This window comes from Paenibacillus sp. Z3-2 (assembly GCF_054161325.1).
Genome location: NZ_CP096397.1, coordinates 192,299 through 207,084, shown reverse-complemented (window position 1 = coordinate 207,084; position 14,786 = coordinate 192,299). Strand labels below are relative to the sequence as shown.

Here is a 14,786-nt window from a genome sequence, read left to right as displayed (position 1 = left end):
ATAGAAGGAAAAGGCAATCCCTTTGTAAGTTAAGGGATTGCCTTTTTTGTATGTTCTCTATACATTCTTGGCTGTCGCCATTCATCAGCACATCGTTACGGATATCACCAGATCAACCCGCCTCAAGTCAGCGCTCAGGTTTACCCATCATGTTCGCCACTTCACGTTCACTCTGTGAATGTCTACTTCGGCGATAGGCACTCGGTGACATGCCATTGAGTTTATTGAAGATGCGATTGAACTGTGAGAAACTGGCGAAGCCGCATTGTGCCGCAATATAGGTAATTTTTTTGTTGGAGTTCAGAAGCATCTGTTGAGCATTGCGAATTCGGGTCATCTGAATATACTCCGTAAATGTAAAGCCTGTGACTTTGTTGAACTGACGGGATAAATGATGAGCACTTACGAAAAATCGTTTGGATATCTCTTCGAGCGATAGCTCATTTTGGTAATGACTGTGAATATATGATGCAATAGCATACATCCGTTGGGACATGGACGAGCCTGTCTCTTCACGAACGTAGCTATTCTCAGCTGAGTATCGATGAATTGCGCAGAGAAACTCAACGAACTTGCCATGAACTGCAACCGAATGAAGTACTGAGGGATTCTGTGATAACATAAAGATTTCGTTTAAAGGAGCCAATACCGCCTGGCGCCGTTCTTCTGTAAATCGAAATATCGGGATTGGTTCATCAAAGATCGAAAACAGTTCTGTGTAACCGCTCTCAAGACTAGGTGTATTACGTGGTATTGGCAAAGGTGATCATCAATCGTTTGGGTGGCACTCCCTTGGGATATTGCGTTTTGTGCAGTAAGGAAGGCCGCAGCAGAACGATATCATAAGGCTGAATCTCGTACAAACTGCCTTCAATGATGTGTGCAGCCGTGCGATCCAGAAGAATACAGATCTCATAGAAATCGTGAAAATGCTGAAACTCCATATTCAGTTCATGGGAGCGTTCATCATAATCCAGATGATAAAACAGTGAATCTCCAGGCTGGTTGATATGGATCGCATATCCCTGTTCGTATGCCAAAACGGAATGTGTCATGGACATGCCCCCTCTTCCCAATACTAATGAGTTCATTTTAGCATGAAATGCAATAAAAATACGCTATTTTCAGCATACAATACATAGTTTGACGCTGTTTCTGTTTGGTATGATAAAGTTGATATATTAGCGCTTGCATTAACTTTGATCCAACAACGACTACAGCCTGTACTTACTATAAACCGAGGTGGGAAACCAACATGATAATGAATTCCTTGTATACTCGAATCCATACCATTGCGAAACACTTGGAACGTGCACGACTGACCTCCAAGACATATATACCCGAGCTTTATCATAAAGAAAGTGGTTATCACTCCTGGGAACTGGTTCATGAGGACCCTTCCTCCTGGAACGTGTTTCGTAAAGGTGATGGCTGGGGCGGTAAAGATGTGCACAGCTGCTTCAAAACCCGGATTCGCATCCCGGATCATATGGAAGGAAAAAAAGTCGTTTGTACCATCGTCACTGGTGCTGATGATATCTGGAACTATGATAATCCGCAATTCCTAGCATTTCTGAATGGGGAATTGATCTGCGGTCTGGACGTGAACCATACTGAGATCGATCTGACAGATGCTGCGGTAAAAGGTGAAGAATTCGAACTGGCACTCTATGCGTACTGTAGTACTTCGGCAGCAGATGTATTTCTCAATGTATATGTAGCTGAGCATCATCAGCCTGTCACGGATTTATATTACGATCTCAAAGCTGCACTTGATGCCGCAGATCTACTGCGTGAGGATGATCTGGAGCGGCTGAAGTTGATTGAACATCTGAATCAGGCGGTAAATCTACTGGATTTGCGTCAGGAAAACAGTACTACTTTTCATGCATCGGTGCTGGAAGCCCGCCTCTATATGCAAAATCATATCTACGGTGAAACTCGCCCTGCGGGTGATCACATCCCTACCGTTCACTGCATCGGACATACCCATATTGATGTGGCATGGCTATGGACACTCGATCAGACACGGGAAAAGGTCATCCGGAGTTTTGCGAGTGTACTCTACTTAATGGACAAGTTTCCCGAGTATACTTTCATGTCCTCGCAACCCCAGTTATATGCGTATTTAAAAGCCGATTATCCATCTCTATATGAGAAAATCAAGGAAAAAGTGGCCGAAGGCCGCTGGGAAGCGGAAGGTTCGATGTGGCTGGAAGCCGACTGCAACCTGATCTCGGGCGAATCCATGATCCGTCAGATTATATATGGAAAGCGTTTCTTCAAGGAAGAGTTTGGCGTGGAGAACCGTGTTCTCTGGTTGCCGGATGTATTCGGTTATAGCGCGGCGATGCCACAGATTATGCGCAAGAGCGGCATTGATTATTTTATGACAACCAAAATCGCCTGGAATGATACAAACCAGATTCCAAACGACACGATGTACTGGAGAGGAATCGACGGATCTGAGGTTTTAACCCATTTCATTACAGCGACAGACTATGACAAGCATCCTGATTTCAGGCAGCGCCGCTTCGAGACGACCTACAACGGGCGATTCAATGCATCTCAAGTCAAGGGCACATGGCAACGATACCAGAACAAAAATATCAATGCAGATGTGTTACAGTGTTACGGCTTCGGCGATGGGGGCGGCGGTCCAACCGAGGAGATGCTGGAGCACGGCAGACGGCTTGAAAAAGGGTTGCCAGGCGTACCGGACGTGAAACGTACCTTTGTACGAGAGTTCTTCGAGAAGCTGGAACAGAATCTGGACGATGTCCGCTGCGTTCCACGCTGGTCGGGAGAGCTCTATCTGGAATACCACCGGGGAACTTACACGTCCATGGCTCGTAACAAGCGATATAACCGGCATAGTGAATTTGCGCTGGCGGATGCCGAGCTGTATTCCATGATTCATCGTGAGGCGGATGCACGAGCGGTCTACCCAACCGATGCACTGGAGCATGCATGGAAGCTGACGATGCTGAACCAGTTCCATGATATTCTCCCAGGTAGCTCCATTGAGCAGGTCTATGTGGATTCGAAGGAGCAATATGAAGAGGTCATTCATGTCACAGATGAGCTGAAGAACAGTGCCCTGAACGGCATTGTGAGCAGCATTACGTCTGACGGCGAAGCCATTGTGGTATTCAACCCGACCGGATTCGAACGAACGGATGTGGTTGAACTTCCTTCTTTTGCGAGAAATGTGACCGTCTATGATGGTGATCGTCCAGTACCGAGCCAGCATGCGCTGGATGGTGGGTTAGTATTCCTCGCTGAAAATGTACCGGCATCCGGGTATAAGACTTTCCGCATCACGTCGGATGTGGCCGCCGATCTGGGTGCTGGTGCTGGCGTGTCGGTTGCACAATGGCAAGCAGACCAGCACCACATCCATACACCTTGGTACGATATTCACCTGAATGAAAGTGCCGAGTTCGTATCCGTATGGGACAAGCTGGAGGGCCGTGAGTTGCTTCAGCCTGGCGAGCGCGGTAACGTGCTGCAAGTATTCGAGGATCGACCTGCAGAATACGAGGCGTGGAACATTGACGATTATTACGAACAGCATATGTGGGAGATTAATGACCTCCAGTCGCTGGAGTGGATTGAAAGTGGGCCTGTGCGTTCCGTGCTGCAAGTGAAGCGACAGTTCCTGGAATCTGTTATTAAGCAGACAATCATCTTCTATGCGCATACGCGCCGGATCGATTTCCGTACATTTGTAGATTGGAAGCAGGAGCACCTGTTATTGAAAGCCGCCTTCCCGCTGGATATCTGGAGTGAGAAAGCGGTCTATGAAATCCAGTACGGTAACGTGGAGCGTGCTACCCACCGTAATACAAGCTGGGATCAGGCACGATTTGAAGTATGCGGACAGAAGTGGGCCGATCTGGCGGAGAACGGGTACGGCGCTGCTCTGTTGAATGACTGCAAATACGGATATGATATTCATAACTCCGTCATGCGTTTGTCGTTGATCAAAAGTGCCACGTATCCCAATGAGAACGCCGATAAGGAGCAGCATGTGTTCACGTACTCCCTCTATCCGCACAAAGGAGATTTCCGTGAGGGACGTGTCATCCAAGCTGCTTATGATATCAACCGTCCTCTGGTTGCCCGTGAGATTGCATCACAAACCGGAACGCTGCCTGGGGTGTGGTCACTCGCATCGGTGGATCAGGAGAATGTCGTGTTGGAGGTTATCAAAAAAGCCGAGAACAACGATGATATGATCATCCGGATGTACGAAGCACATGGTCGCCGCAGTCGGGCTTCACTTCAGCTGCCTGAAGGATCAGGTGCCACAGCATATGCTTGTGATCTATTAGAGAATAACGAAGCGGATTGCATCGTGGAGAATGGCCGAATTTCTTTTGATATTAAACCGTACGAGATACTAACCTTCCGGATTCCGATGGGTTAGCAAGAGTTTACTTTCGGCTATGTAGCCGTAACCACTCAATACGGGTGCTTCTTGTCATTGCTGACAGGGGCACTCTTTTCTTTTGTACTCCCCTCTATTCCTATGCATACAAAAACACCCCCGGAATACCATCGGTAGAGCCAGCAGGCTTTACCATGTTTATTCACAGGGGTTTCTGATCACTAATGGTAGATTATACTGCAACCCACTTAGACAGCGGATACGTCATCCTTAAAATTCTTCGTACTCGCTCGGGTCCTGATCCCACAATCGTCCATCTGGACGGCTAAATGAAGAGACAACTTCCATCTCCTGCGCAGTCAGCTCATAATCGAAAATATCGATATTCTCTTGCTGATGCTGAAGCGAACTTGCCTTCGGAATTGGAATGGAGCCCAGCTGGATATGCCAGCGCAAGATGATTTGGGTAGGCGTTTTCCCATGGGTTTTCGCGATGCGGAGGATTTTTTCGTCTTTGACGATATCCTGCACAGCATCATTGCCACGTCCGATTGGACTCCAGGACTCGTTCACAATGCCATGCTTCGCGTCCTGTTCCCGCTGATTAGCTTGGTCAAAAAATGGATGCAGCTCAATCTGATTCAGACTCGGCGCTACCCCCGTCTCCTTAATCAGGCGTTCATTGTGCTCAGGCAAGAAGTTACTTACTCCGATGGAACGGATATACCCGCGTTTTTTCGCTTCAATTAGAGCCTGCCATGCCTCCACATACACATCCTTTTTGGGATTGGGCCAGTGGATCAGGTAGAGGTCATAATAATCTAAGTCGGCTCTATACAGGGATTCCTGGATCGCCACGAGTGCCTTGTCATGGGCGTGATAGCGCCCCGGCAGCTTCGAGGAAATCAGCAGTTCTTCTCTGGCGATGGAGCTATGCTTGATGGCTTTGCCCACTGTTGCTTCATTCTCATAGTTGTATGCTGTATCAATCAACCGATAACCCGTATCCATTGCGGATGCGATCGATTTCACACCTTCTTCTCCTTTTAAACTATAGGTACCGAACCCAATTGCAGGTACTTTCAAGCCATCATTCAATGTATATTCCGGAATTTGATGATTCATGTAAGAACTCTCCTTTGCGAAAATATTCTTTTACCCTTATCTAGAGAAACATTTACCCTCTCGAATTATCTTAACCCCTTGTATATGCTTGAATCAAATCGCACAACTATTGCTGAGTTCACTTATTAAATGTAAAAAGAAGACGCCTGTCACAAAAGGACCAGCGTCTTTTGATATAGTGCCTCACAACGCACACGATACATCTTACATTAGAAATTGGTTGCAATAATTTTGGCTGCTGTACTTTCGTCGATGAAATCCATAACCGAAATGCCAAAGCGGCCTTTGGTATTGGTCGTAAAGAATGTGTTCACTTTCGGGTTCATATAGTCTTTTATGGAGCGAATGTTGGGAATACCGAACCAACCCGGGTCATAACCACTTGTGTAGTTAATGTACAACCAAGCAGAATTTTGGGATTTGGATTCGTTGTACATATTTTGAATATCCGACCATTTCTTGTTCTTATCTGATACTTTAAAATAATCTTGAATCTTCATACTTGCTGCATTCTGAATGTTAAAGGTGGTGTTCTCTTGCCATGCAGTAGCATTAATACCATACGCGGATTGGCTCATATCAAATCTTCTCAGCAATACGATCTTGCCTTTTGCTTCCCCAAGGGTAGGGATGCGGTCGGTTAGCAGCCATTTATCAGGATTCTTGGCGACATAGGATTTGAATGTTTCCTCATACGTGCGCGTATTATTCGCAGGTGTATGCTCTTCTTTCACACTCATAATAATGGTTTCGGATGGATTATTGTTTAGAAAGCCAATGACCGCATTTAATACATCATCAAAATTTTGATTCTGATAGATAGCCCCGTGATGAATGGTGAATGCATCCCCGTAATGTCTAGTGCGAACATCAAGGAAACGGACACCCACGTTCAATTGCTGGGCAATGGTCAGATCCTGTGTCTTTGCCGTTCCATTAATCGGTTCATACAAGGCACCGGAGTCATGCGTTCCTGGGATCGAAAGAGAAGAAAGCGGGGTGTTAGCAGGGAGTGATCCCATCCAATTGGAATTGCTGTAAGCGGAAGAAACACCAGTCAATGTCCATGAAAAGAGAGTTACGAATGCAAGGGCCAGGCTTATTCTCTTGAACAATGTAAATACCACCTTTGCTTGTTTTGGTTTTTCCCTGATCATTAAGCGGCGCCAGCTTGATGATCACATCACCTGTAATAGGCTGATGTTGATTCCCTATGGATGTCTAGATGTCTATACTTCAACTCTACTTCGCTATTGTTTGCATGTTATTACGTCCAGGTAAAATTGAAATTAATTGCACCACGAATTTTAGAAAGTGGGTTTAAACGTAAAAACGGCCACCAATTTTAAACATGGGAAACACAAAAACGACCACCTATCGGTGGCCGCACCTCTCTCAATACTCTCGTGCATATTGCTTTTCCTCTTTCAGTTGCACAATATCATGTCCGGTTGGATTCTGGAACGCACGAAGCCCAAATGTCGAAGCAACTGCAAAGATATGATCAAAGATATCCGCTTGAATCGATTCGTATACTCCCCAGGCAGTATCATTACTAAAAGCATAGATCTCCAGGGGTAGCCCGTTATCTCCCGGCGCCAGCTGTCTGACAATGAGCGTCATATCCTTATGAATTTTTGGATGATTTCTCAAATACTGATGGATATATTCCCTGAACACACCCACATTCGTGAGCTTTCTTCCGTTCACATTACTTACCGTATTCACCTGATGCTCCATGTTGTATGCATGAATTTCTTTTGTTTTTGCCGTGACATAATCAGTCAGGTATTGAATCTTCTCAAATTCCGCCACCATCTCCTCGGTACAAAAACGGATACTGCTAATATCAATATAGACGCTTCGCTTAATCCTTCTGCCGCCGGATACCTGCATACTTCTCCAGTTCCTGAAGGAATCGGAAATCAGGGCGTAGCTCGGAATCATCGTAATGGTCTTATCAAAATTCATAACCTTTACCGTGTTCAGTGTAATGTCGATAACATCACCGTCTGCATTATATTTCGGCATTTCAATCCAGTCGCCTACGCGCACCATATCATTCGAGGATAGTTGAACGCCGGCTACCAGACCCAATATGGAATCCTTGAACACCAGCATCAGTACAGCCGATAACGCACCAAGTCCACTGAGAATAATCAACGGATTCTGTCCGATCATGTTGGAAATGACGACAATACCACCAATGATGTATAGCACAATTTTCGCGACTTGAATGTATCCCTTAATCGGTCTGATCTTGGAGACATCATAGGTACGATAGATATCATCAAACACATTGAGCAGTGCGTTGAGCACCGTAATCATAATAACGATCATGTATGTCATCGCAGCCTTTTCGATCAAGGCTTGATAGGATGGAAAGATATAAGCAGAATAATAGATGATAATTGCTGGCACGAGATGTGACAGCTTGTGGAATACTTTTTTCTCTACAATAATGTGGCCCCACTTGTGCCGATTGTTATTGATGATCCGATTAATCATTTTCAGCACGATTCTTTTGGCTATATAATTCGCCACCACCGAGATCACAGCTATAAAAATAACCATAATTATATTCGAAAGATATCCAATGGTTGGCTCACTCATGCCCATTCCCTCTAGTTGATTTCTGATAAAGTCCATTGTTTCCTCCTGACATCGTCTAGTTTAGCCTATTATTATAAAGTAGTTTGGGATGGTAAGCAAAATGTACCTCTCCCACTCATTTACCATCGGCGTTTTTCATTTATTTTAATCCAAGATAGTCCTCACAGCATCTTGGAATTGTCTAGCTCTACCATTTGCGGGATGTGGAACATGGTCATGCTTGATTCGATGGAGGCATAACGTGTCTGCTGACTTTCTGCCAATAGCCACAATCTGAGCATCGGGATTCAGTTGGATAATCTCTCTAGCATATTGCAGCCCATCCTCTAACTCTGCAGAAGTCGGCGTTCGATTCGTCATCATGTTTTGAGAAGATTGATAAGGATGAAAGGGATAGATGTTCCAAAATATAAAGTCCGTTGACTTCCACCTTGAACTGGATAACACTTCACCCCATATAATGGATGCTGTCGGTTCTGCGAAACCATACAGTGCCTGACTCCGGTTAGGTTTGACGATATTGGGCAGGCTTGTTCGGATGCCTGGATCGCCTGAAAAAATCATCTGGTGATTCACCAGCGAGTGCTTCCCGGTAACCATTCGCTCGGACGTCAAAGGTACGCCAGAGAACCTCGCCCCTTGATAGCCCACGGCTTCAGCAATAAAAATGTACCGAACCTTGGACATTCTTGGTTCCAAATACCTGACCAAATGTTCAGAACGAATCTTCACCGCTTCAGGGCCGATATCATAGCCCGTCACATAATCTCTCCAAGGATTACTCACATTTACTGGCGAGACATATGCTTGTACTCCTGCAACAAACTCGCGGATCTGTTGCTGCGTTTGGCTCATGCTTTTTTTCCTCCTTTGGGAGATTACAGAGTATATCGGGCTTATATCAGCTTATTTTACAAAGATTATATCATAAACAGAAAAACCACCAACCAGAACACTGGTTGATGGCTTTTGACTCTCTAATGGAGGCGAGGGGAGTCGAACCCCTGTCCGAAGATAACGGCACATAAGCTTCTACGGGTGTAGTCACAGTTTTGATGTCACCCGAGTGTCAGTAACCCAAAAGAACAGGATTAGCCCAAGCAGGTATGGACTCAACACAATAGATTAAATTACCCTGTATGATTTCAGCAACAATTAAAGGCTCGTATGTATTATCAATGATGATAACCTGATCTGCGATGGCTAGAGCCGGTTTAAGGTTCTTCAATGACTGACCATATCGATAACGAATGTCTTCTTCTGCAATCCAATGTCCACCTTGTTCAACACGAGATGCAACACGATCTATATGCATTTGAACATCCTCAAGACCGATATAGTATACGACAATTTCGTAACTGTTTTCTTTAGCAATTTCCATATGTTTTAAAACAAATGATCCGGACAATGTCGTTTCAATAGCGAAGTTTACACCGCTTTTAATGAGAGATCTGATTCTTTTCACAGCTTCCCTGCCAGCAGACAGGTCAGCACTGCGCGGATTCTCTGGCTTCAACTCTCTTGCAATTTGATCCGGATCAACCAGTTCACCAAGCCACTCTCTCATTTGCATACTGAGTGTACTTTTCCCTGCTCCATTCGTTCCAGCAAACACAGTCATGACTGGTTTGATTTCACTCATGATACTCAAACTCCTGGCGTTTCCCAGTAGCATCAAATATAATTTCGAATTTATTACCCGCAGCATCCTCACGAACACGTTTGTTGTTCTTTATATAATAAATAGAGGCACCTGATTCTTTAGCTTGTTTCCGTGCATGTTGATTGGCTTTATTTAAAATTTCTTGGAGCTGTTCTCGATTTTCGAACATTTTGAGTCCCCCAATCTAAATTTATGCTTATTATATCATAAACAGAAAAACCACCAACCAGAACACTGGTTGGTGGCTTTTACTTACTCTAATGGAGGCGAGGGGAGTCGAACCCCTGTCCGAAGATAACGACACATAAGCTTCTACGGGTGTAGTCACAGTTTTGATGTCACCCGAGTATCGCCCCGTAACCGGCTATACGTTGGGTCAGCCTGATTGTCTTCTTCAGCACACCCCAGGCGGAGATGTGACAGCGTATCCCACTACTTGTTAGCCCCTAATCCTGTCACATGGGCGATGCAGGTTAGAAGCACGCACACAGTTTCTTAGGCTGCGAAAGCGTAGTTTGTTTGTTGTTTGCCGTTTAATAGGCTTTAGCGTTGATGAAGCGGACGCGTCCCCACTACCCGCTACCCATGCTCGAACTATCCCCGTCGAATCCATAAACGCCCCCTCAATGAAGAAGGGCTCCAGGATTAATCCGTGAATACGGAGCAAAGGTGCTACACATCTTTTTCCTCCAAGGTAAAAAGATGCTTCTTTCAAACTCGGCATTCCTGTCTGCTACATGAGTAATCATATCACAGGACAGATTGTCGATATAGTATAGATTGCTGGAAGGCGTTCCAACAGGTGAGCAACTGTGCAAGTATATCCAATGCAACAGATGGCTCAATCGTCTACATATTATACCTCGTCACCAATCGGAAGTAAAGTTTACCCAGATCAGATCACGAACAACTGCACCTAAGTAACTTACCCATGATTAATGTAAACTACGCAACAGTCTGATATTTCATATTTCAGCACCTATAAAGCTCATGCTTCTGGTGCCTCCCTCCAATGCATAACAGCAAAATTCATCACAGCACACATCAGCAATTCACATCACATTACCCTTCCCAATACAAAAAAAGCCTCAATCTTGCCCATTGCAGGGCAAACCTTGAGACTCCTTAACTCATACATCAATCTTCCTAGCTCCATCACAAAAACTAACTTATACACCTAAAGTAAGGCTTTTCACGCACATCGCTCCACTTAACGTGCAACCTTCTGCTTCTCGCGCAGTACCCGTTGGATATCACGTTGAGCATCGCGCTTGGCTGCAGTCTCCCGTTTATCATACTGCTTCTTACCTTTACCCAGGCCAAGCAAAAGCTTTGCATAACCATTGCGGATATAGATTTTCAGCGGCACAATGCTGTACCCGTCCTGTTTCGACAGCCCGAGCAGCTTGTGAATCTGCACTTTATGCATCAACAACTTGCGTGTACGTGTCGGATCGAGTGGATTATTTCGGTTCCCTTGTTCAAAAGGACTAATATGCATATTGTGAATATGAATCTCACCGTTTCGAATCGTGGCAAATGCATCTCCAATATTCGCACGGCCGTTACGAAGAGATTTGATCTCCGTTCCGGTAAGCACCATGCCCGCTTCATACGTATCTTCAATGAAGTAGTCATGGGAAGCCTTTTTATTCTGTGCAAGCACTTTACTCTGTCCATCATTCTTGCCCATGTCCTCACTCCTTCTCCGTAAAATAAGCCGGTACCATGCTCTATAGCAGCACCCAATGTTGCACCAAGGTACCACGTGCCAGACCTTAATTGTAGCAAGTACGGCTGTTAAAATCAAGAAAGAGGCGACCTCTGCCGCCCCTCCTCATTACACCACTTTCAGACTGTGCGAAACAACACACCGGCTGAAGTGACTATTTTCTCCAACGCTTAACCTGGAGGAACGAATTGTAATCCATTTCTCCAAGTTACGTTAGCTTTATTTTTTCTTTTTCCGTACAAAAGCTGCCGTACCAGCTGCACCTTTGCTCTTCTTCCGCTTGCGTCGTGGTGCTCCACCTTCCTGAGCGCCACCAGGAGTTGCATTTTCTCCAATAAATACGCCGCTCGGCGAAGTGTTTTTGCGTCCACTTCCGCCTTTGCCACCTTTACCGCCGCCCTTGCCGGACTTAAAGCTTCCTTCACCACGACCGCTGCCGCTGTTCAGCCCACTTCCTTGTCCACCGGTTGAACTACTATCCGATCCACCCGATGTAGAGCTATATCCGCCTTTACCTGAGCCAAAACCAAAGCTCAACGCGCCTTTGCCCCGGCCAGTTGACCCACCAGCATCACCAGCACGACGCTCAACTTTTGGTTTGCCACCGCCCTTACCTGCGTAGCCACCAGATGAGCCCGCGCCTGCACTCGCTGCTCCACCGCGACCGCCACGTCCACCTTTGCTGCTTTCTTCCGTTGATCTGCCACCACGGCTGGCTCCAGCACCTGTCGAACTGCCTTTGCCGCCACGTGAACCGCTGAATCCACCTGGTCCACTCTTGGCACCGCCGCGTCCGCCGCCGCTACCAGGACGTCCACCTTTACCGCCACGTCCGCCACTGAAGCCGCCAGGACGTTCAGCGCGAGGTTTCATATCCACCATTTCAAAATCAATCGTGTACTCCTCCATGCTTACACGTGCGACACGGATCTTCACTTCATCACCGATACGGAAGACTTTCGAAGTACGTTCACCAATCAGAGCCATATGCTGATCGTCAAAATGGTAATAGTCGTCCGTTAGCGCGCTCAGGCGAATCAGGCCTTCAACCGTGTTTTCCAACTCAATAAACATACCGAAGCTGGTCACACTGCTGATCATGCCTTCGAACTCTTCGCCTACTTTATCGAGCATATACTCAGCTTTTTTCATTTTCTCTGTATCCCGCTCAGCTTCTACCGCAACACGTTCACGTTCCGAAGACTGCTGGGCAATATCAGACATGCGCCCAGCCAGATACTCATGACGGTTCTCCGGCAAAGCGCCTTTGTTCTCAATCACTTCGCGAATCACCCGATGAATCACGAGATCGGGATAACGACGAATCGGAGACGTAAAGTGACTGTAGAATTCTGCTGCAAGTCCAAAGTGACCCGACATTTCAGAATCATACTTCGCCTGTTTCATGGAACGTAGCATCATCGTACTGATCACGGTTTGTTCTTTCGTACCGTTAATATCCTCCAGCAAAGACTGAAGTGCACGTGGATGAATCGCGTTGCCACGTCCTTTGACCTGATATCCAAAATTCGCCGCAAAGGCGAGGAAATTTTGCAGTTTTTCCTGATCCGGGTCTTCATGCACACGATAGATGAACGGAACCTTCAACCAGTGGAAATGCTCTGCCACCGTTTCATTGGCTGCAAGCATGAATTCCTCAATGATTTGCTCCGCAATCGAACGCTCCCGTTTCACGATATCCACTGGTTTGCATTCGGCGTCTACAATGATTTTGGATTCTTCAAAATCAAAGTCAACTGCACCACGACGCATACGCATGGCACGCAGTTTCAAAGCAATCTCTTTCATTAGATGGAAATCATCCACCAGATCCTTATAACGCTCGAGCAATTCCGGCTCTTCGCCTTCAAGGATTTTACGAACGTTAGAATACGTCATACGCTCTTTGGTTTTAATAACACTCGTAAAGATGTCATGTTTCACGACCTTCATCTGGTCGTTGAACTCCATCTCACAAGACAAAGTCAAGCGATCTACCTGTGGGTTCAAACTACAGATCCCGTTGGATAGACGCTGTGGCAACATCGGAATAACCCGGTCCACCAGATAAACACTGCATCCGCGGTTGTACGCTTCCTGATCCAATAAAGAATTCTCCTGCACATAATAGCCAACGTCGGCAATGTGAACACCAAGACGATAGTTGCCATTAGGCAGTTTCTCTACGTTAACAGCATCATCCAAGTCCTTGGCATCTTCGCCATCAATCGTGACAATGTTAAGTCCACGCAAATCACGGCGACCCTGTTGTACAATCTCTTCATCGGTGATGGAGTCTGGAGCTTTCTCAGCTTCATGGACCACTTCGTCCGGGAAAGCTTCAGGTAGCTGATGCTTGCGAATAACGGACAGAATATCAATACCCGGCTCATCCTTATGACCAAGGATCTCGATCACTTCACCCTCGGCTGCAGCACGGCCCTCCGGATAGCTGACGATCTTTGCTACGACTTTCTGTCCATCAACAGCCCCTGCAAAGTTGGTACGCGGGATGAAAATATCGCGATTAATCCGTTTGTCATCCGGAATGACGAAGCCGTACACCTCATGGCTTTGGAACACACCAACGACTTGCGTCACAGCGCGAGTAACAATGCGAACGATCTCACCTTCAAGGCGACCGCCAGACGGTCCTTGTGACGTGACTTTAACCAATACCGTGTCTCCATTCATCGCACTCTTCATATCATTGGCGTGAATGTACACATCCGGGTGCTCCCGATCCTCAGGAATGAGGAAAGCGAACCCTTTGGCGTGAGCCTGTAAACGTCCGCGTACCAAATCCATGCGCTCTGGCATACCATAGCGATTGTTACGGGTCAGCAAAACTTTACCGGATTCCTCCAGCGTATTAAGCATAATCAAAAAGGCTTTGAAATCAGCTGCATCTTCGATCGCGAAGTGCTGTTCCAACTCCTGATAAGTCATGGGTTTATAAGCGGTTTCCCGCATGAAATCGAGCAATTGTTGTTCTGTTATCATTAATATATTCACCTCGGGAAACATAAAAGTGTATTCAAGTCTCATCTCTTTATGTATCGGAATACTTACCATTTTCATGATACACATAGCCACTGCCGTGTAGAGTGTAGTAGTGCAACCATACTATCTCATACCCTAGTATACACGAATTCAATCCGGACCATCCGTACCTCGCAAAAAAACCACATTGGCCTGGCGCTCCTCTATAATCACGCTTTCACATATCTCTACAGACATTTTATGCGATACAGGTGCAG

The 14,786-nt window shown here is 46.1% G+C and carries 11 protein-coding genes and 1 other RNA gene; 1 reads left to right on the top strand and 11 read right to left on the bottom strand.

Going from position 1 to position 14,786, the window contains the following annotated elements:
* Positions 1-127 precede the first annotated feature (127 nt).
* Together M1D71_RS01010 and M1D71_RS01005 are read right to left on the bottom strand one after the other, a co-directional pair.
* Entirely contained in the window at positions 128-760 is a 633-nt protein-coding gene (locus M1D71_RS01010) for a helix-turn-helix transcriptional regulator (RefSeq protein WP_458124898.1), read from the bottom strand.
* Complete coding sequence (locus tag M1D71_RS01005) at positions 744-1,055, bottom strand: AraC family ligand binding domain-containing protein (protein ID WP_458124897.1); 312 nt, start codon at positions 1,053-1,055, stop codon at positions 744-746. The genes M1D71_RS01010 and M1D71_RS01005 overlap by 17 nt, the downstream gene beginning before the upstream one ends.
* Before the next feature lie 200 nt (positions 1,056-1,255).
* Here M1D71_RS01005 and M1D71_RS01000 point away from each other — a divergent pair, with 200 nt between their 5' ends.
* Complete coding sequence (locus M1D71_RS01000) at positions 1,256-4,432, top strand: alpha-mannosidase (protein ID WP_458124896.1); 3,177 nt, start codon at positions 1,256-1,258, stop codon at positions 4,430-4,432.
* 231 nt (positions 4,433-4,663) lie between these two features.
* Here M1D71_RS01000 and M1D71_RS00995 read toward each other — a convergent pair whose 3' ends face one another.
* From M1D71_RS00995 to rnr, 9 genes are all read right to left on the bottom strand, one after another.
* The gene (locus M1D71_RS00995; protein ID WP_458124895.1) at positions 4,664-5,518 is read right to left on the bottom strand and encodes an aldo/keto reductase; all 855 of its coding nucleotides are present in this window, start codon (positions 5,516-5,518) and stop codon (positions 4,664-4,666) included.
* Positions 5,519-5,727: 209 nt separating this feature from the next.
* On the bottom strand, positions 5,728-6,633 hold the full coding sequence (locus tag M1D71_RS00990) for a phosphatidylinositol-specific phospholipase C (RefSeq protein WP_458124894.1): 906 nt from the start codon (positions 6,631-6,633) through the stop codon (positions 5,728-5,730).
* A gap of 280 nt (positions 6,634-6,913) precedes the next feature.
* Entirely contained in the window at positions 6,914-8,167 is a 1,254-nt protein-coding gene (locus M1D71_RS00985; RefSeq protein WP_458124893.1) for a mechanosensitive ion channel family protein, read from the bottom strand.
* Positions 8,168-8,275: 108 nt separating this feature from the next.
* A complete protein-coding gene (locus M1D71_RS00980; protein WP_458124892.1) occupies positions 8,276-8,986 on the bottom strand; it encodes a uracil-DNA glycosylase in 711 nt (236 codons plus the stop codon).
* A gap of 214 nt (positions 8,987-9,200) precedes the next feature.
* A complete protein-coding gene (locus M1D71_RS00975) occupies positions 9,201-9,773 on the bottom strand; it encodes a zeta toxin family protein (RefSeq protein WP_458124891.1) in 573 nt (190 codons plus the stop codon).
* The gene (locus M1D71_RS00970; RefSeq protein ID WP_458124890.1) at positions 9,766-9,963 is read right to left on the bottom strand and encodes a hypothetical protein; all 198 of its coding nucleotides are present in this window, start codon (positions 9,961-9,963) and stop codon (positions 9,766-9,768) included. Before M1D71_RS00970 ends, M1D71_RS00975 begins: the two co-directional genes overlap by 8 nt.
* Before the next feature lie 89 nt (positions 9,964-10,052).
* Positions 10,053-10,417, bottom strand: a transfer-messenger RNA (tmRNA) gene (ssrA, locus tag M1D71_RS00965).
* A gap of 587 nt (positions 10,418-11,004) precedes the next feature.
* On the bottom strand, positions 11,005-11,487 hold the full coding sequence (smpB, locus tag M1D71_RS00960; protein ID WP_036674736.1) for an SsrA-binding protein SmpB: 483 nt from the start codon (positions 11,485-11,487) through the stop codon (positions 11,005-11,007).
* Positions 11,488-11,745: 258 nt separating this feature from the next.
* Complete coding sequence (rnr, locus tag M1D71_RS00955) at positions 11,746-14,529, bottom strand: ribonuclease R (protein WP_458124889.1); 2,784 nt, start codon at positions 14,527-14,529, stop codon at positions 11,746-11,748.
* Positions 14,530-14,786 lie beyond the last annotated feature (257 nt).